At 63.5% G+C, this 24,550-nt stretch carries 24 protein-coding genes, 1 tRNA gene and 1 pseudogene; 10 read left to right on the forward strand and 16 right to left on the reverse strand.

Annotated elements, in window-relative coordinates; all coding sequences use genetic code 11:
- Positions 1 to 209 precede the first annotated feature (209 nt).
- The 3 genes and pseudogenes from V0R59_RS19905 to V0R59_RS19915 all read left to right on the forward strand — a co-directional run bounded on the left by V0R59_RS19905 (position 210) and on the right by V0R59_RS19915 (position 4,441).
- Positions 210 to 286, forward strand: a tRNA-Met gene (locus V0R59_RS19905).
- 233 nt (positions 287 to 519) lie between these two features.
- Positions 520 to 3,146 (forward strand): annotated as a pseudogene (gene mprF / locus V0R59_RS19910) (bifunctional lysylphosphatidylglycerol flippase/synthetase MprF).
- The gene (locus V0R59_RS19915) at positions 3,146 to 4,441 is read left to right on the forward strand and encodes a virulence factor family protein (protein WP_330076178.1); all 1,296 of its coding nucleotides are present in this window, start codon (positions 3,146 to 3,148) and stop codon (positions 4,439 to 4,441) included. Before mprF ends, V0R59_RS19915 begins: the two are co-directional and overlap by 1 nt.
- Before the next feature lie 118 nt (positions 4,442 to 4,559).
- Here V0R59_RS19915 and V0R59_RS19920 read toward each other — a convergent pair whose 3' ends face one another.
- Complete coding sequence (locus V0R59_RS19920; RefSeq protein ID WP_330076179.1) at positions 4,560 to 6,458, reverse strand: potassium transporter Kup; 1,899 nt, start codon at positions 6,456 to 6,458, stop codon at positions 4,560 to 4,562.
- A 268-nt stretch (positions 6,459 to 6,726) separates the two neighbouring features.
- On the opposite strand from V0R59_RS19920, the gene rimO reads away from it, so the two are divergent.
- The 4 genes from rimO (at position 6,727) to tsaA (ending at position 10,092) form a co-directional block, all read left to right on the forward strand.
- Positions 6,727 to 8,064, forward strand: coding sequence for a 30S ribosomal protein S12 methylthiotransferase RimO (gene rimO / locus V0R59_RS19925; RefSeq protein ID WP_330076180.1), 1,338 nt, complete (start codon positions 6,727 to 6,729; stop codon positions 8,062 to 8,064).
- Between the two features lie 106 nt (positions 8,065 to 8,170).
- Positions 8,171 to 8,881, forward strand: coding sequence for an rRNA pseudouridine synthase (locus V0R59_RS19930; protein WP_330076181.1), 711 nt, complete (start codon positions 8,171 to 8,173; stop codon positions 8,879 to 8,881).
- Between the two features lie 43 nt (positions 8,882 to 8,924).
- Positions 8,925 to 9,386, forward strand: coding sequence for a YehS family protein (locus V0R59_RS19935; RefSeq protein ID WP_330076182.1), 462 nt, complete (start codon positions 8,925 to 8,927; stop codon positions 9,384 to 9,386).
- A 7-nt stretch (positions 9,387 to 9,393) separates the two neighbouring features.
- Positions 9,394 to 10,092, forward strand: coding sequence for a tRNA (N6-threonylcarbamoyladenosine(37)-N6)-methyltransferase TrmO (gene tsaA / locus V0R59_RS19940; RefSeq protein WP_330076183.1), 699 nt, complete (start codon positions 9,394 to 9,396; stop codon positions 10,090 to 10,092).
- A gap of 82 nt (positions 10,093 to 10,174) precedes the next feature.
- Here tsaA and fpr read toward each other — a convergent pair whose 3' ends face one another.
- Positions 10,175 to 10,954 carry a ferredoxin-NADP reductase gene (gene fpr, locus V0R59_RS19945; protein ID WP_330076184.1) on the reverse strand — a complete coding sequence of 260 codons (780 nt, stop codon included), beginning with the start codon at positions 10,952 to 10,954 and terminating at the stop codon, positions 10,175 to 10,177.
- Positions 10,955 to 11,074: 120 nt separating this feature from the next.
- Between fpr and V0R59_RS19950 the strand changes: the two genes are divergently transcribed.
- Positions 11,075 to 12,001 (forward strand): LysR family transcriptional regulator, encoded by a 927-nt coding sequence (locus tag V0R59_RS19950; protein WP_330076185.1) that lies wholly within the window; start codon positions 11,075 to 11,077, stop codon positions 11,999 to 12,001.
- Here the strand turns inward: V0R59_RS19950 and V0R59_RS19955 are convergent.
- From V0R59_RS19955 to V0R59_RS19965, 3 genes are all read right to left on the reverse strand, one after another.
- On the reverse strand, positions 11,998 to 12,360 hold the full coding sequence (locus V0R59_RS19955) for a diacylglycerol kinase (RefSeq protein WP_330076186.1): 363 nt from the start codon (positions 12,358 to 12,360) through the stop codon (positions 11,998 to 12,000). The two genes, V0R59_RS19950 and V0R59_RS19955, sit on opposite strands and share 4 nt — an antisense overlap.
- Positions 12,361 to 12,434: 74 nt before the next feature.
- On the reverse strand, positions 12,435 to 13,085 hold the full coding sequence (gene erdR / locus V0R59_RS19960) for a response regulator transcription factor ErdR (RefSeq protein WP_330076187.1): 651 nt from the start codon (positions 13,083 to 13,085) through the stop codon (positions 12,435 to 12,437).
- 232 nt (positions 13,086 to 13,317) lie between these two features.
- The gene (locus V0R59_RS19965) at positions 13,318 to 14,028 is read right to left on the reverse strand and encodes a tRNA-uridine aminocarboxypropyltransferase (protein ID WP_330076188.1); all 711 of its coding nucleotides are present in this window, start codon (positions 14,026 to 14,028) and stop codon (positions 13,318 to 13,320) included.
- Positions 14,029 to 14,243: 215 nt separating this feature from the next.
- On the opposite strand from V0R59_RS19965, the gene V0R59_RS19970 reads away from it, so the two are divergent.
- Complete coding sequence (locus V0R59_RS19970) at positions 14,244 to 14,666, forward strand: quorum-sensing-regulated virulence factor family protein (RefSeq protein ID WP_330076189.1); 423 nt, start codon at positions 14,244 to 14,246, stop codon at positions 14,664 to 14,666.
- 10 nt (positions 14,667 to 14,676) lie between these two features.
- On the opposite strand, the gene V0R59_RS19975 is transcribed toward V0R59_RS19970, so the two are convergent.
- A complete protein-coding gene (locus V0R59_RS19975; RefSeq protein ID WP_316920812.1) occupies positions 14,677 to 14,877 on the reverse strand; it encodes a hypothetical protein in 201 nt (66 codons plus the stop codon).
- 427 nt (positions 14,878 to 15,304) lie between these two features.
- Here V0R59_RS19975 and V0R59_RS19980 point away from each other — a divergent pair, with 427 nt between their 5' ends.
- On the forward strand, positions 15,305 to 16,426 hold the full coding sequence (locus V0R59_RS19980; RefSeq protein ID WP_330076190.1) for an LOG family protein: 1,122 nt from the start codon (positions 15,305 to 15,307) through the stop codon (positions 16,424 to 16,426).
- A gap of 44 nt (positions 16,427 to 16,470) precedes the next feature.
- Here the strand turns inward: V0R59_RS19980 and recX are convergent, their stop codons facing one another.
- The 10 genes from recX to V0R59_RS20030 form a co-directional block, all read right to left on the reverse strand.
- The gene (gene recX / locus V0R59_RS19985) at positions 16,471 to 16,938 is read right to left on the reverse strand and encodes a recombination regulator RecX (RefSeq protein ID WP_330076191.1); all 468 of its coding nucleotides are present in this window, start codon (positions 16,936 to 16,938) and stop codon (positions 16,471 to 16,473) included.
- An 8-nt stretch (positions 16,939 to 16,946) separates the two neighbouring features.
- The gene (gene recA / locus V0R59_RS19990; protein WP_330076192.1) at positions 16,947 to 18,014 is read right to left on the reverse strand and encodes a recombinase RecA; all 1,068 of its coding nucleotides are present in this window, start codon (positions 18,012 to 18,014) and stop codon (positions 16,947 to 16,949) included.
- A 104-nt stretch (positions 18,015 to 18,118) separates the two neighbouring features.
- A complete protein-coding gene (locus V0R59_RS19995; protein ID WP_330076193.1) occupies positions 18,119 to 18,601 on the reverse strand; it encodes a CinA family protein in 483 nt (160 codons plus the stop codon).
- Positions 18,602 to 18,641: 40 nt separating this feature from the next.
- Entirely contained in the window at positions 18,642 to 19,139 is a 498-nt protein-coding gene (locus tag V0R59_RS20000; RefSeq protein WP_330076194.1) for a lysis system i-spanin subunit Rz, read from the reverse strand.
- Positions 19,136 to 19,687 (reverse strand): glycoside hydrolase family 19 protein, encoded by a 552-nt coding sequence (locus tag V0R59_RS20005; protein ID WP_330076195.1) that lies wholly within the window; start codon positions 19,685 to 19,687, stop codon positions 19,136 to 19,138. Before V0R59_RS20005 ends, V0R59_RS20000 begins: the two co-directional genes overlap by 4 nt.
- Positions 19,684 to 20,739, reverse strand: coding sequence for a phage late control D family protein (locus V0R59_RS20010; protein ID WP_330076196.1), 1,056 nt, complete (start codon positions 20,737 to 20,739; stop codon positions 19,684 to 19,686). The genes V0R59_RS20005 and V0R59_RS20010 overlap by 4 nt, the downstream gene beginning before the upstream one ends.
- Before the next feature lie 61 nt (positions 20,740 to 20,800).
- Positions 20,801 to 21,007: a tail protein X gene (locus tag V0R59_RS20015; protein WP_330076197.1), complete on the reverse strand. Its 207-nt coding sequence runs from the start codon at positions 21,005 to 21,007 to the stop codon at positions 20,801 to 20,803.
- Positions 20,982 to 21,827 (reverse strand): phage tail protein, encoded by an 846-nt coding sequence (locus V0R59_RS20020; RefSeq protein WP_330076198.1) that lies wholly within the window; start codon positions 21,825 to 21,827, stop codon positions 20,982 to 20,984. The genes V0R59_RS20015 and V0R59_RS20020 overlap by 26 nt, the downstream gene beginning before the upstream one ends.
- A gap of 9 nt (positions 21,828 to 21,836) precedes the next feature.
- Complete coding sequence (locus V0R59_RS20025) at positions 21,837 to 24,098, reverse strand: hypothetical protein (protein ID WP_330076199.1); 2,262 nt, start codon at positions 24,096 to 24,098, stop codon at positions 21,837 to 21,839.
- Positions 24,099 to 24,237: 139 nt separating this feature from the next.
- Positions 24,238 to 24,537: a phage tail assembly protein gene (locus V0R59_RS20030; protein ID WP_330076200.1), complete on the reverse strand. Its 300-nt coding sequence runs from the start codon at positions 24,535 to 24,537 to the stop codon at positions 24,238 to 24,240.
- Positions 24,538 to 24,550: the final 13 nt, after the last annotated feature.

Raw genomic sequence — 24,550 nt, forward strand, 5'->3', positions numbered from 1 at the left:
GGGATGGAGCAGCCTGGTAGCTCGTCGGGCTCATAACCCGAAGGTCGTCGGTTCAAATCCGGCTCCCGCAACCAGATTCAAGAAAAAGGCCAATCGAAAGATTGGCCTTTTTCGTTTGCCCGGGATTTGGGCCGAAAAGGTTTTTCAGGAAAATCAATAATTAAGCATTGACAGCCAGCGGCAAGACTGTAGAATGCGCACCCATCAGACGCGGGATGGAGCAGCCTGGTAGCTCGTCGGGCTCATAACCCGAAGGTCGTCGGTTCAAATCCGGCTCCCGCAACCAGATACAGAAAAAGGCCAATCGAAAGATTGGCCTTTTTCGTTTGCGTCAGAAAAACCTCGCCAGCCTCCCTGCCCATGGCAGCCATGTGAATATTCTTTAACTATCATGACCCTCACGGATACGCCTGAACGCTAGTAATATTCAGACATTATTATTCCATAGGGATTGGTAACTTGACCGGATACTCCCGTCCTGTCGCGCACAATCCCCGAGGTGATTGATGCGCCCAACCGCTGAAACCGAAATTCCCGTTACCGCCGCGCACCCCATCGCTGCCAGCCGCCTGCGCTGGCTCGATCTGCTGAGCAAGTACCGTCAACCCATCGGTCTGGCCGTAACCCTGGTGCTGTTCGGGATAGCCCTGATCGCTTGCCGCCATCTGCTCAGCGAGCTGGACATCTATGCCCTGCACGACCAGATCCTGGCCACGCCCAAGCCCGCGCTGGCCGGAGCCTTGCTCGCGACCCTCATCGGCTTCATCACCCTGCTCGGCTACGAATGGTCCGCCAGTCGCTACGCCGACGTGAAATTGCCTGCCGGCAGTCTGGTCATGGGCGGTTTCTGCGCCTTCGCCATCGGTAACGCCATTGGCCTTTCGCTGCTCTCCGGCGGTTCGGTGCGCTATCGCCTGTATGCCCGCCAGGGTGTCGGCGCCGCCGAAGTGGCGCGCATGACCCTGTTCGCCAGCCTGTCGCTGGGCTGTGCGTTACCGCCCCTCGCCGCGCTGGCTACCTTGAGCAACCTGCCCGCCGCCTCGGAAGCGCTGCGCCTGCCGCAAGGCCTGCTGGCCAGCATCGCCATGGCGGTATTGCTGCTCGCTTCCGCCCTGGCTTATGGCCTCTACCGTCGTCGCCTGCCGGAGCAGCCGTTCACCCATGCCCTGCTGAGCCGGGTCGGACGTCGCACCTTGCGCCTGCCAGGCGCCAGGCTGACCCTGCTGCAACTGGTCATCACCGCACTGGACGTCGCTGCAGCAGCCACCGTGCTGTACCTGCTGCTGCCGGAAGCCCCGCCCTTCGGCGCGTTCCTGCTGGTGTACCTGCTGGCCCTCGCGGCCGGCGTGCTCAGCCATGTGCCTGGCGGCGTCGGCGTGTTCGAGGCGATCCTTCTCGCCGCCTTCGCCAACCAGCTGGGCGCCGCCCCGCTGGCGGCCGCGTTGCTGCTGTATCGCCTCATCTATGTTGTGCTGCCGATGCTGGTGGCCTGCGTGGTCCTGCTGGCCAGCGAAGCTCGGCGCTTCCTGTTCGCCCAGCAGGCGATCAAGGTCGCCTCGGGCCTGGCCGCGCCGGTGCTGGCGGTGCTGGTGTTCCTGTCCGGCGTGGTGCTGCTGTTCTCCGGTGCAACACCGGAAATCGACACCCGCCTCAAGCACCTCGGCTTCCTGATTCCACACCGCCTGATCGACGCCTCGCACTTCGGCGCCAGCCTGATCGGCGTGCTCTGCCTGCTTCTGGCCCAGGGCCTGCGCCGTCGCCTTTCGGCGGCCTGGATGCTGACCACCATTCTCCTGCTGGTGGGTGCGTTGCTTTCCCTGCTCAAGGGCTTCGACTGGGAAGAAGCCAGCATCATGGTGTTCACCGCCAGCCTGCTGGCTCTGTTCCGCCGCTCGTTCTACCGCCCGAGCCGCCTGCTGGAACTGCCGTTCTCGCCGATCTACCTGGTCGCCAGTGCCTGCGTGGTCGGTGCGTCGATCTGGCTGCTGCTGTTCGCCTACCAGGACGTGCCCTACAGCCATCAACTGTGGTGGCAGTTCACCCTGGATGCCGACGCCCCGCGCGGCCTGCGCTCGGCCCTGGGCAGCGCGGTCCTGCTGGTAGTGCTGGCACTGACCTGGCTGCTGCGCACTGCGCGCCCGGTGATCCACCTGCCAACCAGTGACGAACTGCAGCGCGCCAACCGCATCCTGCTGGCCTCGGACCAACCCGACGGCGGCCTGGCCCTGACCGGCGACAAGGCGCTGCTGTTCCACCCCGATGACGACGCCTTCCTCATGTACGCCCGCCGCGGTCGCAGCCTGGTGGCGCTGTACGACCCGATTGGCCCGGCCCAGCGCCGCGCCGAGATGATCTGGCAGTTCCGCGACCTCTGTGACATCCACCACGCCCGTCCGGTGTTCTACCAGGTCCGTGCCGAGAACCTGCCGTTCTACATGGACATCGGCCTGACCGCGATCAAGCTCGGCGAAGAAGCACGGGTCAACCTGCTGCGCTTCGATCTGGAAGCGAAGGGCAAGGAAATGAAGGACCTGCGTTACACCTGGAACCGTGGTGGACGCGATGGCCTGAGCCTGGAAATCCACGAGCCCGGTCAGGCGCCGCTGGAAGAACTGAAAGCCATTTCCGACGCCTGGCTGACCGGCAAGAACGTCCGCGAGAAAGGCTTCTCCCTCGGCCGCTTCAGCGAGGACTACCTGCAACATTTCCGCATCGCCCTGATTCGCTTCCAGGGCCAGCCGGTGGCGTTCGCCAACCTGCTGGAAACCCACAGCCGGGAGCTGGCCAGCCTCGACCTGATGCGTGCGCATCCGGAGGCGCCGAAACTGACCATGGAATTCATGATGGTCGGCCTGATCCAACACTATAAACAGCATGGATATGCCCGCTTCAGCCTTGGCATGGTCCCTCTGTCGGGCCTGCAACCGCGGCGCGGCGCGCCCCTGACCCAGCGCCTGGGGTCGATGGTGTTCCACCGCGGTGAGCAGCTCTACAACTTCCAGGGCCTGCGCCGCTTCAAAGACAAGTTCCAGCCAGACTGGGAACCCCGCTACATGGCCGTCCCCGCCGGACTCGATCCGCTGGTCGCTCTGGCCGATACCGCCGCCCTGATCGCGGGCGGTCTTACAGGATTGGTGAAACGCTGATGATTCGACGTTACTGGTATTACCTGCTCGGCGCGCTGATCGTGGCGCTGCTGGCAGCCGCCGTGAGCTTCTGGGCATGGACCCGTCCCGCGCCAGAAGCCCATCTGGAGCACATCACCCTCAGCGATGGCAGCAGCCTGACCCGGGCCACTCCCGGCAGCGAGGCCAAGGCCCGGGTGGTCATTGCCTCACCGCAGGATCAACTGCTGAGCGACAAGCAGCTACTGGACCTGAGCCAGAGCGGTGAAGCGCAGTTGGTCCAGGTCGCATTGCCGCCTGGCGACTGCAACCTGCAACAGCAGGCCGTGCAGCTGGCCACGCAACAGCTCAAGGGTGCACCGACCCTGGTCGCCGGTATCGGCCCGGGCGCCAACCTGGCGTGGGACTGGCTGGCCGGGCAGAAGGACGACAAGGCACTGGCCATTTCGGTGGACTTCAATGTAGAACGCCCCGCCTGCTCGATCACGGCCGCCAAGTCCGCGCCTCACGGGCACTGGAACGTGGCCTGGAACGACAGCCCGGACGACGCCAGCGCCGCCTTCGTACGTGACCAGGCCAATGCTGAAACCAGCATCGCCGACTATGACATCCACCTGCCGCAGGTGCTCAAGGCCCAGCTGACCCACGCCCTGGTGGGCGAGGACGGCAATGCCATGAGCATTCCGGTGGTGGAAGTCCCGGCGGGCCAGACCACCGACACCGTGACCCTGTTCCTCTCCGGTGACGGCGGCTGGCGCGACCTCGACCGCGACGTGGCCGGGGAAATGGCCAAGCTTGGCTATCCGGTGGTGGGTATCGACACCCTGCGCTACTACTGGCAACACAAGACCCCGGAACAGAGCGCCGTCGACCTGTCCGAGCTGATGCAGCACTACCGGCAGAAATGGGGCACCAAGCGCTTCGTGCTGACGGGCTACTCCTTTGGCGCGGATGTCCTGCCGGCGATCTACAACCGCCTGCCGGATGAAGACAAGAAACGCATCGACGCCGTTATCCTGCTGGCATTCGCCCGCAGCGGCAGCTTCGAGATCCAGGTGGAAGGCTGGCTGGGCCAGGAAGGCAAGGAAGCGCCGACCGGTCCGGAAATGGCGAAGATGCCGGCGGCCAAGGTGCTTTGCGTGTATGGCGTGGAAGAGACCGACGAGAGCGGTTGCACCGATACCACGGCAGTGGGCGAGAAGCTCAAGCTGCCGGGTGGGCATCACTTCGACGAGAACTACCCGGCACTGGCGCGCAAGCTGATCGGCGAGATCGAGAGCCGCCAGGGCAAGAACAGCGTCGCCGAGCAGAATTGATCCAGGCCTCAGGCCGCCATCGCTGGCAAGCCAGCTCCCACAGGTACCGAGGCGTTCTCAAGAACAATCGAGAACCTTGTGGGAGCTGGCTTGCCAGCGATGAGGCCTTCAAAGCACCTCAGATCTCGACCTGGGTCCCCAGCTCGATCACTCGGTTCAACGGCAGGTTGAAGAAGCGCAGATTCCCGTTGGCATTCTTCAACAGGAACGCGAACAGATTCCCCCGCCAGCGCGACATCCCCTCCAGCCGTGACGAAATCACCGTTTCCCGACTCAGGAAATAGGTGGTACGCATCGGACTGAAATCCAGCTCGTCGAGATGGCACAGGCGCAGTGCCGCCGGCACATCCGGCTCGTCCATGAAGCCGAAATGCAAGAGCACGCGGAAGAAACCGTCACCATAGGCCTCGACCTCGAAACGCTCCTGCTCCGGCACTCGCGGCCGGTCTTCGCTCACCACCGTCAACAACACCACCTGGCTGTGAAGCACCTGGTTGTGCAGCAGGTTGTGCAACAACGCATGAGGCACGGCGTCAGGGCGCGCAGTCAGGAACACCGCAGTTCCCTCGACCCGATGCGGCGGCTGCACGCGAATGCTGCCGATGAACACCGGCAACGGCAGCGCGCCTTCGTCGATCCGCTCGACGAGAATCTGCTTGCCGCGCTTCCAGGTGCTCATCAACAGCAGCAGGACCGCCCCCGCCAGGACCGGGAACGCGCCACCCTGCACCACCTTGGGCAGGTTGGCGGCGAAGAACAGACCGTCCACCAGCAGGAAGCCGACAAGGATCGGCACCGCCAGCAGCGGTGGCCACTTCCACAGCAGAAGCATCACCGCAGACACCAGCAACGTGGTCATCAGCATGGTCCCGGTCACCGCCACCCCGTAGGCCGCCGCCAGGGCGCCGGAGGACTCGAAACCGATCACCAGCAGGACCACCGCCACCATTAGCGACCAGTTCACCGCGCCAATGTAGATCTGCCCCTGCTCATCACTGGAGGTGTGCTGGATCTGCATGCGCGGGATGTAACCGAGCTGGATGGCCTGGCGAGTCAGGGAGAAGGCCCCGGAAATCACCGCCTGGGAGGCGATGACCGTGGCCAGGGTGGCCAGGGCGATCAGCGGCAGCAGGGCCCAGCCCGGCGCCAGCAGGTAGAACGGGTTGCGTGCCGCATCCGGGTTCTGCAGGAGCAACGCGCCCTGGCCAAAGTAGTTGAGCACCAGTGCCGGCAGCACCAGGGCGAACCAGGCGCGAGCGATGGGCTTGCGGCCGAAGTGGCCCATGTCGGCGTACAGCGCCTCGGCACCGGTCAGCGCCAGCACCACCGCACCGAGGACGGCCACGCCGATGCCTGGGTGGACGACGAAGAAACGCACCGCCCATACCGGGTTGAAGGCCTTGAGCACTTCGGGGCTCTGCGCGATACCATGCAGGCCGAGCAGCGCCAGCACCACGAACCAGGTGACCATCACCGGCCCGAAGAGGATGCCGATCTTCGCCGTGCCGTGCTTCTGCACCAGGAACAACGCCACCAGGACGATCAGGGCGATCGGCACCACCCAGTGATCGATACCGTCGAAGGCCAGCTCCATGCCCTCCACCGCCGACAACACCGAGACCGCCGGGGTGATCATGCTGTCGCCATAGAACAGCGCCGCGCCGGTCAGGCCACAGGCCACCATCATCGCCTTCAGCTTCGGCCGCGCGCCCACCGCTCGCGTGGCCAGCGCCGTGAGCGCCATCACTCCGCCCTCGCCCTGGTTGTCAGCGCGCAGGATGAAGGTCACGTACTTGAACGACACCACCCAGATCAGCGACCAGGCGATCAGCGACAGGATGCCCAGGACACCATCATGGTTGACCGGCACCCCATAACCGCCGGTAAAGACTTCCTTCAGGGTATACAGGGGACTGGTACCGATATCGCCGTACACCACCCCGACAGCAGCCACCAGCAGACCCAACGAGCGCGCCGCGCCGTGCCCTGCCGAGGCTTCACTGCTTGCCTGACCCATCAACCACTCCCGCGAACATGAACCGGAAACCGGTGAATTTCGTACCAGACGCCATGATTTTTCTCGTCGGCAGAACCTTGTCGCCCCTGTCCGAAAATACCAAGGGCGCAACGCGGCGAAGCATAGCGCAGCGTTCGTCGTTTTTCTGCTGGTCAAGCAGACGAACGCTCGCTAGAATTGCGCACTTTTTGATCAGAGGCGCCTGGAAGCGCCCAGCAGGGCTGCCTTTCGTCATGCACGCGGCAGCCCCTCTACACCGAGGTTAGCCATGTCCACCACCGCAACCCCCACCACGCCAAAGGTAGGATTCGTCTCGCTCGGATGCCCGAAGGCTCTGGTTGACTCCGAACGCATCCTCACCCAGCTGCGCATGGAAGGTTATGAAGTCGTGCCCACCTATCAGGACGCTGATGTGGTGGTGGTCAACACCTGTGGCTTCATCGACTCGGCCAAGGCCGAATCCCTCGAAGTGATCGGCGAAGCCATCAAGGAAAATGGCAAGGTCATCGTCACCGGCTGCATGGGCGTCGAGGAAGGCAACATCCGCGACGTGCACCCGAGCGTGCTGGCGGTGACCGGCCCGCAGCAGTACGAGCAGGTGGTCAGCGCCGTGCACGAAGTGGTCCCGCCGCGCCAGGACCACAACCCGCTGATCGACCTGGTGCCGCCACAGGGCGTCAAGCTGACCCCGCGCCACTACGCCTACCTGAAGATTTCCGAAGGCTGCAACCACAGCTGCAGCTTCTGCATCATCCCGTCGATGCGCGGCAAGCTGGTCAGCCGCCCGGTCGGCGAAGTGCTGAGCGAAGCCGAGCGCCTGGTCAAGGCGGGCGTCAAGGAGATCCTGGTGATTTCCCAGGACACCAGCGCCTACGGCGTCGACGTCAAGTACAAGACCGATTTCTGGAACGGTCGCCCGGTGAAGACCCGCATGCTGGAGCTGTGCGAAGCCCTCAGCAGCCTCGGCGCCTGGGTTCGCCTGCATTACGTCTACCCGTACCCGAACGTGGATGACGTAATCCCGCTGATGGCCGCCGGCAAGATCCTGCCGTACCTGGACATCCCGTTCCAGCACGCCAGCCCGAAAGTGCTGAAGTCGATGAAACGCCCGGCCTTCGAAGACCGCACCCTGGCGCGCATCAAGAAATGGCGCGAGCAGTGCCCGGACCTGATCATCCGTTCGACCTTCATCGTCGGCTTCCCCGGCGAGACCGAAGAAGACTTCCAGTACCTGCTGGACTGGCTCACCGAAGCCCAGCTGGACCGCGTCGGCTGCTTCCAGTACTCCCCGGTGGAAGGTGCGCCGGCCAACGACCTTGGCCTGGACGAAGTTCCGGACGAGATCAAGCAGGACCGCTGGGACCGCTTCATGGCCCATCAACAGGCCATCAGCAGCGCCCGTCTGCAACTGCGCATCGGTCGTGAGATCGAGGTGCTGATCGACGAAGTAGAGGAACAGGGCTCGGTGGGCCGCAGCTTCTTCGATGCGCCGGAAATCGACGGCAACGTGTTCATCGACGGCAACCACGGCTACAAGCCGGGCGACAAGGTCCGCTGCCGCGTGGTGGATGCCGATGAGTATGACCTCTGGGCCGAACCCGTCTGAAATCGGACCCGCTGAACGACCCCGCCTTCTGGCGGGGTTTTGTTTTCCACAACTGGCTTGTCCACGGCGGTTACAATGGACGCCTTTCCCTGCGCACGGCCCTGTCATGTCCGAAACCACCCGCCTGTCCAAATGCCTTGTCGCCCAGCTGGGCTGCTCCCGCCGCGAGGCCGAACTGTATATCGGCGGAGGCTGGGTCACGGTGGATGGCCAGGTCATCGATGAACCTCAGTTCCCGATCGACCAGCAGGTCGTCGCCCTGCTGCCCGGCGCCAAGCCCGAGCCACTGGAACCGGTGACCCTGCTGCTGCACCAGGAAGCCGGCCTGGATGCCGAAGCCGCCCGCAATGCCATGAACCCCGGCAACCGCTCCGAAGCGCATGCCACGGAGCGTCGCGTGCTGCGCGGGCACTTCGCCCGTCTGACCTGCCTGGCGCCCCTGCAGGCCGGGGCCAGCGGCCTGCAGATCTACAGCCAGGACTGGCGCACGGTGCGCAAGATCGACTCCGACCTGAACAAGCTCGAACAGGAGTACGTGGTCGAAGTCCGCGGCCAGATCATCGCCACCGGCCTTGAACGACTGAACCGCGGCTTCAACTGGAAAGGCCACGAGCTGCCGAAGGTCAAGGCCAGCTGGCAGAACGAGACGCGCCTGCGCCTGGTCCTGAAGAACCCGGCAGCAGGGCTGGTGGAACTGCTCTGTCGCAGCGTCGGCCTGGAAGTGGTCGGCATGCGCCGTATCCGCCTCGGTGGCGTGGCCATGGCCAAGCTGCCCGCCGGCCAGTGGCGTTACCTGGAAAGCAAGGAAAAATTCTGAGCCGCGCCGCACTGGCGAGGCTCCTGATCAGGATCACATTTTCATGATGCACAACGACGTACTGCGCAGCGTGCGCTACATGCTGGACATTTCCGACACCAAGATGGCGCAGATCGCACGCGCCAACGGCTTCAACGTCAACGACGCGGACATGGCCAGCTACCTGAAGAAGGACGAGGACGCGGACTTCCGCCATTGCCCGGACGACGTACTGGCGCATTTCCTCGATGGCCTGGTGATCTTCCGCCGCGGCCGTGACGAAAGCCGTCCGCCGCTGCCGATCGAGCTGCCGGTGACCAACAACATCATCCTGAAGAAGCTGCGGGTCGCCTTCGAACTGAAGGAAGACGACCTGCACGCGGTGCTCAAGTCGGCCAACTTCCCGGTGTCCAAGCCGGAGCTGAGCGCACTGTTCCGCAAGGTCGACCACCACAACTACCGCCCGTGCGGCGACCAGTTGCTGCGCAACTTCCTCAAGGGCCTGACCCTGCGTATCCGTGGCTGAACGGCACATGGACCATCGCGTCTCGCCGGTCGGTTTCGTCCGTTCCTGCTTCAAGGAGAAGTTCGCCATCCCGCGCCAGCCGCACCTGGCGCCGGCGGCGCGGGGCGTCCTGGAGCTGGTGCCGCCGTTCGACACCGGCGAGGCGGTGGCCGGGCTGGAGCAGAGCAGTCATGTCTGGTTGTTGTTTCTGTTCCACCAGGCGCTGGAGGAAAAGCCACGGCTGAAGGTGCGTCCGCCGCGCCTGGGCGGCAATGTCTCGATGGGGGTGTTCGCTACCCGGGCCACTCATCGACCTAATGGCATAGGCCAGTCGGTGGTACGTCTGGAGAAGGTCGAGCCGGGGCGCCTGCTGCTGTCGGGTATCGACTTGCTGGATGGGACGCCGGTGCTGGATATCAAGCCTTACGTGCCCTATGCCGACAGCGTCACCGAGGCCAGCAATCAGATGGCCAGTGCGCCGCCTGAGTCGATCGCTGTCGAATGGAGCGACAGCGCCCTGCCCCAGGCCCATGGGCATGCGCTGCGCCTGGACGAGCCGCTGGTGGAGCTGATCGAGCAGTGCCTGGCACAGGATCCGCGGCCGGCCTATCAAGTGCCGCCGCCGGAACGGGTGTACGGGGTGAAGTTCTGGGATGTGCAGGTGCGCTGGCACTATCCGGTGCCGGAGCGGATCAGGGTGCTGGAAGTGGTGGCTGATCCGAAATAGATACTCCATCAAGCGTATCGCAAATGCTTCAGGCATAAAAAAACGCAGACCAGGGTCTGCGTTTTTTTATATCACTCGACGCTTACTTCTCGACGAAGGCACGCTCAATCAGGTAGTCACCCGGCTCGCGCATGCGCGGCGAGATCTTCAGGCCGAAGCTGTCGAGCACTTCGCTGGTTTCGTCCAGCATGCTCGGGCTGCCGCAGATCATCGCGCGGTCGTCCTGCGGGTTGATCGGTGGCAGGCCGATGTCGCTGAACAGCTTGCCGCTGCGCATCAGGTCGGTCAGGCGACCCTGGTTCTCGAACGGCTCGCGGGTAACGGTCGGGTAGTAGATCAGTTTTTCACGCAGCGCTTCGCCGAAGAACTCGTTCTGCGGCAGGTGCTCGGTGATGAACTCGCGGTAGGCGACTTCGTTCACGTAGCGCACGCCGTGGACCAGGATCACTTTCTCGAAGCGCTCGTAGGTCTCTGGGTCCTGGATGACGCTCATGAAGGGCGCCAGGCCAGTGCCGGTGCTCAGCAGGTACAGGTGCTTGCCAGGGTTCAGGTCGTCGAGGACCAGGGTACCGGTAGGCTTCTTGCTGATGATGACTTCGTCGCCTTCCTTCAGGTGCTGCAGCTGGGAGGTCAGCGGACCGTCCGGCACCTTGATGCTGAAGAACTCCAGGTGCTCTTCCCAGTTCGGGCTGGCAATGGAGTAGGCACGCATGAGCGGGCGGCCGTTGGGCTGTTGCAGGCCGATCATCACGAACTGACCGTTCTCGAAGCGCAGGCCCGGGTCGCGGGTGCACTTGAAGCTGAACAGGGTGTCGTTCCAGTGATGCACACTGAGGACACGTTCGTGGTTCATGTTGCTCATGTAAGGGGGCTCCTGAGAAAAACGCAGCGCTAACCGAGAGCGCGATTGCGCGATAGTTTAATGCGGAGGACAATATCTGTTAACTGGATTATCAAGATATGTCTTATCGGTTATATAGATATGCGATTTACGCTTCGTCAACTTCAGGTCTTCGTCGCTGTCGCCCAGCACCAGAGCGTTTCTCGCGCGGCCAGTGTGCTGGCGCTTTCGCAATCGGCGGCCAGTACCTCCATCACCGAACTGGAGCGGCAATCCAGTTGCCAGCTGTTCGACCGCGCCGGCAAGCGCCTGAGCCTCAATGCCCTGGGCCATCAGTTGTTGCCGCAGGCGGTGGCCCTGCTCGACCAGGCCAAGGAAATCGAGGATCTGCTCAACGGCAAGTCCGGCTTCGGCTCGCTGGCGGTGGGCGCCACGCTGACCATCGGCAACTACCTGGCAACCCTGCTGATCGGCAGCTTCATGCAGGTCCACCCGGAAAGCCAGGTCAAGCTGCATGTGCAGAACACCGCGCATATCGTGCAACAGGTGGCGCACTACGAAATTGACCTGGGTCTAATCGAGGGTGACTGCAACCATTCGGACCTGGAAGTGCAGCCCTGGGTTGCCGACGAACTGGTGGTGTTCTGCGCACCGCAGCACCCCTTGGCGCAACGCGGCCATGCCAGCCTGGAGGAACTGACCCGGGAAGCCTGGATCCTCCGCGAGGAAGGCTCTGGCACGCGCCTGACCTTCGACCAGGCCATGCGTCATCATCGTTCCACCCTGAATATCCGCCTCGAACTGGAACACACCGAAGCGATCAAGCGCGCCGTGGAATCGGGCCTGGGCATCGGCTGCATCTCGCGCCTGGCCCTGCGCGACGCCTTCCGCCGCGGCAGCCTGGTCCCGGTGGAAACCCCGGAACTGGACCTGGCGCGGCAGTTCTTCTTCATCTGGCACAAGCAGAAATACCAGACCTCGGCGATGCGCGAATTCCTCGAACTGTGCCGGACATTCACCGCCGGCGTGCAGCGCAGCGATGAGATCGTGCTGCCGAGCATCGCTTAGAGCAGGATGACGCCCCAGACCACGGCCACCATGGTCAGTGCCACGAATTGCGCGGCGCTGCCCATGTCCTTGGCGTTCTTCGACAGGGGATGGCGATCCAGGGAAATACGATCGATCGCCGCTTCCACGGCGGAGTTGAGCAACTCGACGATCAGGCCGAGCATGCACACCGCAATCAGGATCGCCCGCTCGGCACGGCTGACATCCAGCCAGAACGCCAACGGCACCAGGATCACGTTGAGCAACACCAGTTGGCGGAAGGCCGCCTCACCGGAAAATGCCGCGCGCAGCCCATCGAGGGAGTAGCCCGCGGCATTGAAGACACGTTTGAGGCCGGTCTGGCCTTTGAAGGGTGACATAGAGAACCACTTCCGACTGTGGAGAGCGGTGCAGACTAGTGCACCGCGGGTCAAAAAACCGTGAAGGCGATGGGCTATCCGTTGGCCACCGACTCCAGTTGTTGCAGCAGCAGCGCCGCCTGGGTCCGGGTACGCACGCCGAGCTTGCGGAAGATCGCCGTGACATGGGCCTTGATGGTCGCCTCGGAGACACTCAGCTCGTAGGCGATCTGCTTGTTCAGCAGCCCTTCGCAGACCATGGTCAGCACGCGGAACTGCTGCGGTGTGAGACTGGCCAGGCCTTCACTGGCGGCCTTGGCCTCGGCGGAGACATCGACCTTCTCGAATGCCTGCGGCGGCCACCAGACCTCACCGTCGAGCACCTTGCGCACGGCGTCCTGGATCTCTTCCAGCGGGCTGGACTTGGGAATGAAGCCACTGGCCCCGAACTCCCGCGACTTGACGACAACGGAGGCCTCTTCCTGGGCCGATACCATCACCACCGGGATCTGCGGGTACTGTCCGCGCAGCAGCACCAGGCCGGAAAAGCCGTAGGCGCCCGGCATATTGAGATCGAGCAGTACCAGGTCCCAGTCGGATTTTTCCGTGAGGCGGGTCTCCAGCTCGGCAATGCTGGCGGCCTCCACCAGACGGACATCAGCGCCCAGCCCCAGGGTCACGGCCTGGCGCAAGGCGCTGCGGAAAAGCGGGTGGTCATCGGCAATCAGGATTTCGTATGTGGCCATCGATCTAATGATCCTGTTCTGTGCAGGTTCCGGAAGACGCCGGAACCTGGCGAAGCAACTCAAGGCGACGGCGGCGGTGCCGGACGCCGGAAAGGCATACCGGTCGAGCCCGCGACCTGCCCGAATCGGCGCCAAGGATGCCGAGGCGGAACCGGGTGGTCAAGTTCGGTCCCGGCCCGTTCCGGCGCCGCGTTCATCATTATGAAGCAAAGCGCAAGACTTGCCCCTTGGACTATAGGAAGGGCTTGAGGCGCTGATGGACGGCGTCGTCGAGGTCCAGCGGCAACTGGAACTTTGCGCCCAGGTAATGGGTGCTGAAGACATCGAGGTAGGCATCCAGCGCCTGTGCGGCGACCTGGTCACCGGCCAGTTCCAGGCACATCGCGGCCACTTCCGCAGTGCAGAAGTGGTCGTCGCGCTTGGAACGGCGCAGGCGGTAGCGGGAAATCTGCTCCGGCTCCAGGCTCAGCACCGGGAAGCGCTCCAGGTAGGGACTCTTGCGGAACATCTTGTGCGCTTCGGTCCACGTCGCGTCCAGCAGGATGAACAACGGGCGCTTGCCCGCTTCCGGCCTGACTTCAGTGACAACCCGCGAAGACTCGACGAATTCCCCGGGGAACACGATGTAGGGCTGCCATTGCGGCTGGTCGAGCAGCGCCAGCAATTGCTCGTCCACTACCGTGCGTTGCCAGCCAAAGGCGCTGGTGTCAGTGATGGTATCGGCAATCAGCCAGCCAGTATTGGTCGGTTTCAATGGCTCGGTATCGTGCATCAGCAGGCACATCGCCGAGTTGGCCACGACCTGCGGCCGCCAGGCACACAGGCAATAGTCGAAGATCACCCGGCACTCCGGACAACGCGGAGCACGGGAGCCACGGGCGACGAAGGGTTTGATGCTGCGGGCCAGACGTTCGGCGCGCAGGCGCGAGACGGCATGGCTCATGGCGGATTACAGAGAGAAAGGAAGAAGAAAGGCACAGCACAAGCTCGGCGGGGCGAATTGCGCGGGAGTGTACGGCACATCGCTTTGCCGTGCAGGGAAATATCCCACTCCACTATAATCCCCGACTTGTTGATGGTTGCGACTGACTGTGCTCGTGACGGAACACGACGTGCGGATGCAGGTCAAAGCGCCAGTTACCGAATCTGGAGAAATGAATGCTGCGTTTCATCGCCCCCACCCTGGGCCTGCTGCTGGTCCTGCCGCTTGCCGCCAATGCCGCGTCCAAGCAGGAATACGAACTGACCCAGATGCTGGAAAAGGTCGCTCGGGAAAGCAGCGCAGGCACCCCGCGCGCCATCAACGAGGACATCCTCGACCAGGGCTATACCGTCCAGGGTCCGCAACTGATCAATCACCTGAGCGTGCGCGCCAGCCACGCCCAGCAGATGCGCGCCAACCCGGACAAGGTCCGCGACCAGTTGGGCGCCAGTGTCTGCAGCAACAACGGCTATCGACAACTGATGGCCCGCGGCGCAGTGATGACCTACCAGTTCACCGAGTACAAGACCAATCGCCCGGTGGCCGTGGAGAACTTCAACGCCCAGAGCTGCGGTATCAACGGCAAGAAGAAGAAATAAACGGGCTGGCCTACATCAATTGACTGCTTTCGCGCCGTTGTTCCTCATCGGCGCGCAACTCCGCGACCAGCGCCTGCAGATACCGTGAACGTCGCTCGCCGCCTTCCAGCCGACGCAGGCATTCCTCTTCAATACTCAGGTTGTTGGCCCGAGCCGCATTTTGCAGAAGCCGGAACAGCTGGCTATCGACCTCAAGACTGACACGTTGCATATGCAACCTCCCTGTGTCGCGTATCACTACCCTCAGTTAACCAGACAGATACGAACATTGGATCCGATCTGACGAGTGGCGCGCCAACTCACGCGAAACCGAATAAAACGATTATCTGTCATCACGTTATGCGCACATGCTCAACGAAGCGCAAACACCCGACAGGGTCTAGATTGATTACAAGTACCTTTCATCTTCCGGGCAGACAAAGGAGGCTGTCCGCGACCACGACGTGCCACGCGCGAACCATCCCGAAAACGACAAGACAAGGGATCCAGATCATCACTGCGACGAGACCTTCTTCAGGTCTACTGCAACGCCGGGGCTTAGTGCCCAGGCCTGTGCAGCCAGCGACACCGATCGTGTCGCGGCCAGGTCCCGATCCAGACCTGGTCTGAGGTTTTGCTGCAGAAAGGAGACGTTTTCAATGCCTTACCTACCCAACGAGCTGCTTGCCAGCCACTTCAAGAACCAGGGTATCGACCTCGAACATATCGACCGGCAACTGAGCCTGGTCGCCGCCAACAGCCCCAACCTGCCGCTATACCGGGACATGATGCTCACCGTGCTGCGCATGGCCCATGACGACAGCAACCGCTGGAACGCCAAGATCACCCTGCAGGCCCTGCGCGAACTCGATCATGCGTTCCGGGTGCTGGCGCAGTACAAGGGCCGGCGCAAGGTCACCGTATTCGGCTCGGCGCGCACGCCGGTGGAACATCCGATCTACGCCCTGGCCCGGGAACTGGGCGCTGCCCTCGCTCGCTCCGGGCTGATGGTGATTACCGGTGCCGGTGGCGGAATCATGGCTGCGGCCCACGAAGGTGCCGGCGTCGACAACAGCCTCGGCTTCAATATCACCCTGCCCTTCGAACAACACGCCAATGCCACGGTGGACGGCACCGACAAGCTGCTACCGTTCCACTTCTTCTTTATCCGCAAGCTGTTCTTCGTCAAGGAAGCCGATGCGCTGGTGCTGTGCCCGGGTGGTTTCGGCACCCTCGACGAGGCCCTGGAAGTCCTGACCCTGATCCAGACCGGCAAGAGTCCGCTGGTCCCGGTGGTGCTGCTGGATGCTCCCGGCGGCAGCTTCTGGCAGGACGCGCTGGACTTCATCACCCGGCAGTTGCAGGACAACCGCTACATCCTGCCCACCGACATGAAGCTGCTGCGCCTGGTGCACAGTGCCGACGAGGCCGTCGCGGAAATCAACCAGTTCTACAGCAACTACCACAGCAGCCGCTGGCTGAAGAACCAGTTCGTGATTCGCATGCAGCATCCGCTGAACGAAGCTGCCTTGCTCGATATGCAGGATGCCTTCGCCGATCTGCGCTTGAGCGGAAGCTTCATCCAGCACGCCTATTCAGGCGAAGACCAGGACGACGTCCAGTTCAGCCACCTGCATCGCCTGGTGTTTGCCTTCAATGGCCGTGATCAGGGTCGCCTGCGGGAACTGGTGGACTTCATCAACCTGCCGGAGAACCGGGTCGTGTCTTCGGCGAATTCGGTCTCGCCACAACGTGTACGGGAACCGCTCAAGGTCACTTGAGTGCTTCAGATCAGGGGCTGCCTTGCAGCCTCTGTTGGCTAAAGTCAGTCGTCCAGATTTCGCCCGCTCAACAGGCGACCTACCTTGTCCATCGAATAGCCGCGATAAACCAGGAAGCGCGTCTGCTTGGCGCGCTCGCGCGGGTCGCTCGGCAATTGCCCGGCAAACTTGCGCCGCCAGACATCCGCCAACTGCCCCTGCCAGTCGATATCGGCTTCTCGCAGGGCCTGCTCCACGTCGCCGCGCGGCAGACCACGCTGGGTCAGCTCTTCGCGGATCCGCGACGGGCCATAGCCCGAGCGCGCGCGCGAACTGATATAGCTTTCAAGATAACGGGCTTCACTCAGCAGCCCCTCGTCCGCCAGGCGGTCGAGTTCGTGCTCGATCATTTCAGGAGTTGCGCCGCGCTGACGCAACTTGCGCGTCAGCTCGGCGCGACCGTGCTCGCGGCGTGCGAGCAGGTCCATGGCTGTCCGCCTGACGGCGACGGGGGTGTCGAGTATGACGGACATGGGCGGGATCAGAAGTCGGCGTCAGCGTCGGCCAGGTCTTCAGCGGACTCGTTCTGTGCAGCCACTTTGCCGGCGGCGTCGACAGCACCGGCGCTCAGCAGCTTCTCGCGAATCTGCTTCTCCAGGGTCTCGGCGATTTCCGGGTTCTCGGCGAGGAACTTGGCCGAGTTGGCCTTGCCCTGACCGATCTTGCTGCCCTGGTAGCTGTACCAGGCACCGGATTTCTCCAGCAGGCCGTGCAACACGCCCAGGTCGATGATTTCGCCGTTGCGGTAGATGCCCTTGCCGTAGAGGATCTGGAACTCGGCCTGGCGGAACGGCGGCGCGACCTTGTTCTTGACGATCTTGACGCGGGTTTCGCTGCCGACCACCTCGTCGCCTTCCTTCACCGCGCCGGTACGACGGATGTCCAGGCGAACCGAGGCGTAGAACTTCAGCGCGTTACCACCGGTGGTGGTTTCCGGGCTGCCGAACATCACGCCGATCTTCATGCGGATCTGGTTGATGAAGATGACCAGGCAGTTGGCGTTCTTGATGTTGCCGGTAATCTTGCGCAGGGCCTGGGACATCAGGCGGGCCTGCAGGCCCACGTGCATGTCGCCCATTTCGCCTTCGATCTCGGCCTTGGGCACCAGGGCGGCCACGGAGTCGACGATGATTACGTCGACGGCGTTGGAGCGCACCAGCATGTCGGTGATTTCCAGGGCCTGCTCGCCGGTGTCCGGCTGCGAGACCAGCAGGTCGTCGACGTTCACGCCCAGCTTGCCGGCGTACTCGGGATCCAGCGCGTGCTCGGCGTCGACGAAGGCGCAGGTGGCGCCCATTTTCTGCGCCTGGGCGATGACGGACAGGGTCAGGGTGGTTTTACCGGACGATTCCGGACCGTAGATCTCGACGATACGGCCTTTTGGCAGGCCGCCGATGCCGAGGGCGATGTCCAGGCCCAGCGAGCCGGTGGAGATGGCCGGGATCGCCTGGCGCTCATGGTCGCCCATGCGCATGACCGCGCCTTTACCGAATTGACGTTCGATCTGACCCAGGGCCGCAGCCAAGGCACGCTTCTTGTTGTCGTCCATTGAAGTCCTCACGTAATCGATAGGGCCTGACGGCCAGAAACAACTGTATAAGTAGCCAGTATTATTCCACAGGGAATTATTTCCGCCTACCCCCGATTCGTGAATTACTCCGCACCAAGGTGTAACAAGCCCTCTAGCGCGGCGATTACCGTTTGTCGGCGTACGGCCTCGCGGTCGCCGTCGAACTGCCGCCGTTCGCTGCTGACATGGCTGCCGTCGCCCCAGGCCAGCCACACGGTACCCACCGGCTTGGCCGGCGAGCCGCCATCGGGGCCGGCGACGCCGCTCACCGCCACGGCGAAACGCGCACCGCTGGCGGCCTGGGCGCCACGCACCATGGCCTCGACCACCTCCTGGCTGACCGCGCCGACCTGGCCGAACAGCGCCTCCGGCACCTGCAACTGGCGAGTCTTCTGCGCATTGGAATAGGTCACGTAGCCCGCCTCGAACCAGGCCGAACTGCCGGGGATGCGGGTGATGGCTTCAGCGATGCCACCACCGGTGCAGGATTCGGCGGTGGTCACTTGGGCATTGAAACGACGCAGATGTTCCCCCAGGCGGGCGGAAAGCACAGTGATCGGGTCCATGGCGAGCTCCTTGGAAAAACTGCCGCCTACCCTACACCACTCAGAAGCGCAGCGCGCGCACGTAGGCCTGGCAGGCGCGCAGGGCGATCAGTCCCTGGTCGCCGTCGTCGACGATGGCGACAATTCGTCGAGCATGCGCCGGGTCAAGTCGGGCTCGCGCGGGGTCATGAACCACGCTGCCGGTGCCGGCGGCGGCAGGCACAGCGGGAGCGACGGCGTCGCTGGCGAGGAGGACTGACAACCGCAGGTCAGCAGTAGCCAACCGGTCACGCAGACGGGCTTGAGTCTGTTGAGCATCGATAAGCTCCTGGTAATGGGTCTGGTCGACAGCCTGCAGGCGCTGCTCCAGCGCCAGCCGCTGCTGTCGTTCATCCTGCAACTGCGCCGTGGCGTTCTCCGCCAGTTGCTGGCGCTCGCGGGCATACGCCTCTTCACGCAGCGCAACCTGCCGCCCATGACGCCACGCCTGGACCTGCCAGGTCAGCGCACAGGCTGCCAGTACCAACAGCGCCAGGGCGGCGATCCGCAGGCGGCTCAACACAGCACCTCACGGGCCCGGGCCCAGAGTTTGAGGCGGTCTTCGAGACCGTTCAGCCCGCCATTGATATGCCGGGTGATGCGATTGAATTCGCCGCGATCCGCCAACTGGTTGAGCCCTCGCGAATGCCAGAACCAGGCCGCCGACTCGGTGGCCCACTGTGGTTCTTCGAGCATCTGCGGGCGCGCCAGCAAACGCTCGTCGTCGAACAACGCCATGCTGCAGGCGCGATAGTTGTTGCGCCCGGTGACCTGGATCAGGCCACGGCCGCAATACAGCTGGCCGTCACCGTCAGCCTCCGGGGAGTTGCCCAGGCGCAGGGCCAGGTTGCCGGTGTCGTAACGCGCCAGGTATTGCTCGGAGCCCAGCTCCTTGACGTAGCGCAGTTGCCCGGACTCGTGGCCGATCTGGGCGAGAAAGGCCGCCACGCGCCGCGGCGTATCGATCGCCCAGTGGGCCATGGCGGCATTCAGCGGTGCAACGAAAACGCCCGCTGTGGAGCGGGCGTTGGGATAGATGCGAAACAGTTCGGCTTCGGTCAGGTTCATTTCGTGCCCTCGCTTTGCCCGGCCTTGAGCGGTTTGGTTTGCCTGGTTTTCTGCGTCTTCGCCGTGGACTTGCCCTGGTTGGTGCCGTTGCACTGGACGGTGGTGTCCCAGCCGCTGGCAGTGAAGGTCTGGGTAACGTTGTCGATGAGGTAGTCGCCGTCGAGGCCGTCCTTGAAGCCCTGGATATTGAGCATGCGCTCGGCGAACAGGTCGGTACGCCCGGCCATTTCCAGGTACACCGTGGCGGTGCTGCGCTTGAAGGCCTCCAGGCGCGCCTTGGCAGCCTGCTCCGCGGCCGACTGGTTGGGGTAGACATGGCGCATCGTGAACACCGCGCTGACATCCGGCGGGCCGTTCTGGTTTTCCGTCTGCACCACCTTCTGCTGGCCGGTCGCCGGGTCCTGATGACGCGCCTTGACCGCCTTGACCGTGCCACGGTCCTGCAGGTGGAACTTCCAGCGCCGGACATCCCGCAGACCGATGCTGACCACCCCCAGTGCCTGGCCACTGGCACTCTTGCCGCCCTGGCGTGGCAGCACCAGCAGCACACCGTCGGCAATCTTCGCGGTGCAGCCGTACTGGATGGCGATGCGGGTCAGGAAGTTGAAGTCCGATTCGTCACGCTGGTCGACACGCGGGATGACCGTCGTCACCGGACACTGTGGCTGCCAGCCATTGCGCGCGGCGATATCTCGGACGATCTGCTGCAGTGGCACGTTCTCCCAGCTGTCACTGCGGATGGTCTTGCCGGTGCCGCGCATGTCGGCGGCCTTGCCGCGAATCTCCATGGTCGAGGCAGGGCCGGAGAGATCGATCTGGTCCACCGTGTAGCGGCCCAGCCGGGTCAGCTCTTCGCCCGCGTAGCCGAGAAACACTTCAAGCAGGGCGCCGCGTGCCGGCAAGGCCAGGGCGCTGTCGCGGTCGTCGAGTTTCAATTCGAAATCGTCGGACTCCATGCCGGTCTTGTCGGTCGTGCGCAACAGCAGCACACGATCGTTGATCAGCGCGGTGATGTCCTTGCCATCGGCGATGATGCGAAACACAGGTTGCATGTTCAGGCTCCAGAAAAGACAGGCCCCGCGCTGGGCGGGGCCTGGAAATGCAAGCGGTCGATCAGTCCCACAGGAGCACCGTGGCATCGGAGATCACGGACAACACCGGCAGCCTGATCAGCACCCCGGCGCGAAACGGCTGGTCCTCATCGGCCAGCCCCTGGTTGGCATCCAGCACGGCTTCGACGCTGCCCTTCAAGTGGCCGTAGTAGTGCTGGCACAGGGTGTCGAGCAGATCGCCGTCAGACGTTCGGCATATCGTCGCCATAACTCACGAGCTCCAAGGTGAAGGTTTGTCTTCCGGGGATACCGCCTGCCATGAGCGCCTCCTGGGTTTCGGTGATGCTGGTCAGGCACCAGTTGCCCAGGACCTCGCCGTAGCCCGTGCTCAAGGTCAGCGGCTTGAGTTGCCCGGCGATGCTGCGCAAGTTCTGCAACTGGTCGAGGCCGGCCCGGAACGAGGGAAAGACCACGCCATCAAGGGTGATCTTGTCGTCACCCAGGCCGACCGCCTGTTGCGCCTTGCTGCGCGACAGACGCTCCTGCGCGGCCCAGGTATAGGCCTTGGTCCGCTTCAGTTGATTGAAGGCCAGCGTGTCGAGGTTGAAGTAGAACGCCCCCTGAGCGGCCTGCAGCGGTTGCAGGATCATCAGGTGGGGGTAGGGTTTGACCGCCTCCTCGGCGGGCGTGGTCTGCGGGGCGAAAGCGCCGGTCGGCAGGATCGAGCCCAGTGACGGGCTGATCTTGCCGGCGATACGGTTGATCGCCGTAGCCGCCTTGCCCGCCTGTTCGGAAAAGGTCTCCAGGCGGCTTTCGACCTCCCCGATCACCGACACGGCCTGGTTGTACTTCGCGGCAACCATGCCTACCGTCGACTGCGCCACCTCGATGGCGCGCATCGTGCGCTGGAGCTTCTTGCCGATGACTTCGCCCACGAAGGGCAGGTTTTCCAGCTCGGTAGCCGCACCGGTGATATCGCTGACGGCGCCATTCAAGGGCCCCAGCATTTCATCGGCGCTGCGCCGCCCGGCTTCGCCCGCCGCTGCCAGCGAGCGCAGGCTGGATTGCATTGATTCCATGTAGGCCATGGACTCTCCTCAGGCATAGCCATATAGCTGGTTGGTGGTGTCGTAGATCTCGCCGCCTGTATTGGCCCGGGTGGCCAACCCGGCAAACATCCTCTGCACCTCCGGTTCGAGGACGCGAGCGAGCTCCGCAGGGTCGGTGACGATGCCCTGGACGTTGATCGAGATGCTGGGCGAAACCGAGAATTGCTGGGACGTGGTGTTGGTGATCGTCGCGTTGGTGGGACCAACGGTTGCCGGTAAAGCAGGCGTTGCCGTGGAAGTGGCCATGGACCGGACAACTTCGCCGGGCTCGCGGCCTGCCAACTGCAGGGCAGCGGGAGCAGACTGGCCGCCAAAGGCAGCACCCGGTTGCCCGCTACCGGCGCCGGGCGTTTGCGACGCAGGCCGCTCTGCAGGTGTACTTCCCGTGGCCCGCACCGCGTCGCCGGGCTCACGGTCCGTGGGCTGCTGGACCGCAGGAATGGATGGACCGCCGCCGGCTTCCTTGGCCGCAGCCCCCAACTGAGGCGTACCGGCCACGCTCGCTTCCGACGAAGACGGATCTGCATTCTCGGGGTTCTTCTTGCCGTCATCCCCCCAGTACTCATTGATCTTTCGGCCAACGCTCTTGCCGACGACAGCACCGACATAACTACCGGCAATCGCTCCCACCGGACCGAGGAATCCGCCCAGCACGGTACCCACCACCGTCCCGGCGGCCTCACCATAGCCCTCGGCCTTTTCCCGGCCAGTCTCTGCGTTCTCGAACGTCTCGGCAGCCATGAATGCGCCGCCTATCGCCCCTGCAATGCCCCCACCCCACTTGCTTGCCTTCGTGGGACGCAGCCCATCCGGCACAAACGAGTCGACCGTCCTGGCGGCCTGCTTGACACGCGCCCAGGCTCCAGTCGAAGAGCCTGGAACATCGCTTCGCTTCCAGGCTTCAGTCAGGACTTTGCCTTGTGGCCCCAAAACCGCCTTGCCCGCATCCAGCAGCAACTTGCCCTTGGCGAAAGCCGCATAACCGGTCACCAGGGCGGCAGCACCTACCACAACCCCGCCCAGCACCGTGACCACCCCGCTCAATTTCTCGACGACAACGCCAAGCAGATTGGTGGCCTGGGTCATGACGTTGGTCCAGGTCGAATAGATCGGCGCCAGAGCACCGCCTATCCCCACCGACAATCGCTCGCTGGAAGATTCACGCTCCTTCTGTTGCCACTCCAGCGTTTGCTTGCGGTCCTCCAGCCGGGACTGGATATGGTCCGGAGCAACGGAAGTCGTGGGCATGTACTTTTGCCCATACTGCTGAAGATCGGCGGCCTGGCTGCCTCCTGCCTGCTTGTACTCAAGAAAACGCGCCCGCGCCGCACTCATGACCTCAACGGGGTTGCCGGTTTTCTCCGCCTCCTGCTGGAGAATCGCCACCAGTCGAGCAACATCTTCCGGACCACCTCCCAGCGCCGGCAGCAAGCGCGTAACGGCCTCTGCCGTATTGCCAACCCCGAAATTGCCGGACTTGTCGATCATGCTGTTCAGGACGTTCTCGAGTTGCTCGCCCGACACCCCATTGGTGGTCAGCGTGCGGAACAACCCTGAAGTAACGCGCTCGTCCACTTGCTGGCCGTCGCTGAATCGCGCGGCCAGACGGCCTTGGGACACGCTAGCGTCAAGCGTCATCCCGGCGTCGTACATGCCCCAGAGCTGGCTGGCCGCCTCGGTCCGGCCCAGGCTCGTGGCATACATCATCCTGCCGATCTCGGCCTCGACCGCGGCCTTTTTCTCCTCCCACTTGCTCGGGTCTGTCTCTCCCTGGCGAACCAGCTTGGTGACGATCCCTTCATAGTGCGCGTACCGATCGACAGAACTGCTCGCCGACTTCACTAGGGTCTGCGAAGCATCGGTGATCTTTTCACGGGCCGAGTCTTTCTCCGACGGTTGAGCAACGGCAGGTGAGCGAATGCCCCCTGCCGCTTTGCCTAGGTCGGCGTATGCCTTGGTCAACGCAGACAGCAGGTCCAGTTGCCCGGACAGCTTCCTGGCGATGTCATCCAGCGCCGCCTGCCATTTCCCCGCCGACTCCACGGCGATGTGGTTCGCCGTCTGGAACGCCGTGGCCAGGGGCAAGGCACTCTGGGTCGTCAACCGCAAGGCATCGCCAATTCGCAAGGCCAGCGACTCCACCTGATCGACCTGCTGGGCGATCTGCTGCACGATCTGGCTGAACGCTTGCCCCAACGTCGGATCGACTGCACCTCCGATTATCATTTCAACTCTCAGTTCGCCCGCCATATCGTCCTCCCTGCGCGCAAACCCGGCTCACTCGGTGAGCCACCAGACCATGTCGGCGTACGACATGGTCATGATCTCGGCGGCAGAGAAGTTCAGCTCTTTCGCGAGCCGCTTCGCTGCCGCCTTCTGCCTTGAGGGATCAAAGCTCGTCGTCTTGCACCAGGCGAAAATAGCCCGTCTGCAGCCGGCTGTAGTCCTTCAGGGCAAGCCCCTCCAGGTCCTTGACGCCGACTTCGGCGAGGGAGGCGAACAGGTTCAGTTCCCGGGTTTCGTCGTCGGCACTGCCCGACTGCGCGGCACGCAGGTCGCGCACGGTCGGGGCACGCAGCGCCAGGCTGTCGACCTGCACGCCGTTGGCCTCGCTGGCACGGCTCAGCCTGACCACCACACGATCCGCGCTGACGGTCAGCCAGGCGGGTACTTTCGTTGCTTGCTTCATACGAGCTTGTCCT

Origin of the sequence: Pseudomonas ulcerans, from assembly GCF_036324125.1 — a bacterium.
Taxonomy (GTDB): Bacteria; Pseudomonadota; Gammaproteobacteria; order Pseudomonadales; family Pseudomonadaceae; genus Aquipseudomonas; species Aquipseudomonas ulcerans.

Coding starts and splice junctions, on each gene's coding strand:
- V0R59_RS20020 (WP_330076198.1), bottom strand. CDS start 21,827: ATGGCCTACATGGAATCAATGCAATCCAGCCTGCGCTCGCTGGCAGCG.
- V0R59_RS20010 (WP_330076196.1), bottom strand. CDS start 20,739: ATGCAACCTGTGTTTCGCATCATCGCCGATGGCAAGGACATCACCGCG.
- V0R59_RS20025 (WP_330076199.1), bottom strand. CDS start 24,098: ATGGCGGGCGAACTGAGAGTTGAAATGATAATCGGAGGTGCAGTCGAT.
- V0R59_RS20015 (WP_330076197.1), bottom strand. CDS start 21,007: ATGGCGACGATATGCCGAACGTCTGACGGCGATCTGCTCGACACCCTG.
- V0R59_RS19930 (WP_330076181.1), top strand. CDS start 8,171: ATGTCCGAAACCACCCGCCTGTCCAAATGCCTTGTCGCCCAGCTGGGC.
- tsaA (WP_330076183.1), top strand. CDS start 9,394: ATGGACCATCGCGTCTCGCCGGTCGGTTTCGTCCGTTCCTGCTTCAAG.
- V0R59_RS19935 (WP_330076182.1), top strand. CDS start 8,925: ATGATGCACAACGACGTACTGCGCAGCGTGCGCTACATGCTGGACATT.
- V0R59_RS19970 (WP_330076189.1), top strand. CDS start 14,244: ATGCTGCGTTTCATCGCCCCCACCCTGGGCCTGCTGCTGGTCCTGCCG.
- fpr (WP_330076184.1), bottom strand. CDS start 10,954: ATGAGCAACATGAACCACGAACGTGTCCTCAGTGTGCATCACTGGAAC.
- V0R59_RS19955 (WP_330076186.1), bottom strand. CDS start 12,360: ATGTCACCCTTCAAAGGCCAGACCGGCCTCAAACGTGTCTTCAATGCC.
- erdR (WP_330076187.1), bottom strand. CDS start 13,085: ATGGCCACATACGAAATCCTGATTGCCGATGACCACCCGCTTTTCCGC.
- V0R59_RS19915 (WP_330076178.1), top strand. CDS start 3,146: ATGATTCGACGTTACTGGTATTACCTGCTCGGCGCGCTGATCGTGGCG.
- recX (WP_330076191.1), bottom strand. CDS start 16,938: ATGTCCGTCATACTCGACACCCCCGTCGCCGTCAGGCGGACAGCCATG.
- V0R59_RS19975 (WP_316920812.1), bottom strand. CDS start 14,877: ATGCAACGTGTCAGTCTTGAGGTCGATAGCCAGCTGTTCCGGCTTCTG.
- V0R59_RS19920 (WP_330076179.1), bottom strand. CDS start 6,458: ATGGGTCAGGCAAGCAGTGAAGCCTCGGCAGGGCACGGCGCGGCGCGC.
- V0R59_RS19965 (WP_330076188.1), bottom strand. CDS start 14,028: ATGAGCCATGCCGTCTCGCGCCTGCGCGCCGAACGTCTGGCCCGCAGC.
- V0R59_RS19980 (WP_330076190.1), top strand. CDS start 15,305: ATGCCTTACCTACCCAACGAGCTGCTTGCCAGCCACTTCAAGAACCAG.
- rimO (WP_330076180.1), top strand. CDS start 6,727: ATGTCCACCACCGCAACCCCCACCACGCCAAAGGTAGGATTCGTCTCG.
- V0R59_RS19995 (WP_330076193.1), bottom strand. CDS start 18,601: ATGGACCCGATCACTGTGCTTTCCGCCCGCCTGGGGGAACATCTGCGT.
- V0R59_RS19950 (WP_330076185.1), top strand. CDS start 11,075: ATGCGATTTACGCTTCGTCAACTTCAGGTCTTCGTCGCTGTCGCCCAG.
- recA (WP_330076192.1), bottom strand. CDS start 18,014: ATGGACGACAACAAGAAGCGTGCCTTGGCTGCGGCCCTGGGTCAGATC.
- V0R59_RS20030 (WP_330076200.1), bottom strand. CDS start 24,537: ATGAAGCAAGCAACGAAAGTACCCGCCTGGCTGACCGTCAGCGCGGAT.
- V0R59_RS20005 (WP_330076195.1), bottom strand. CDS start 19,687: ATGAACCTGACCGAAGCCGAACTGTTTCGCATCTATCCCAACGCCCGC.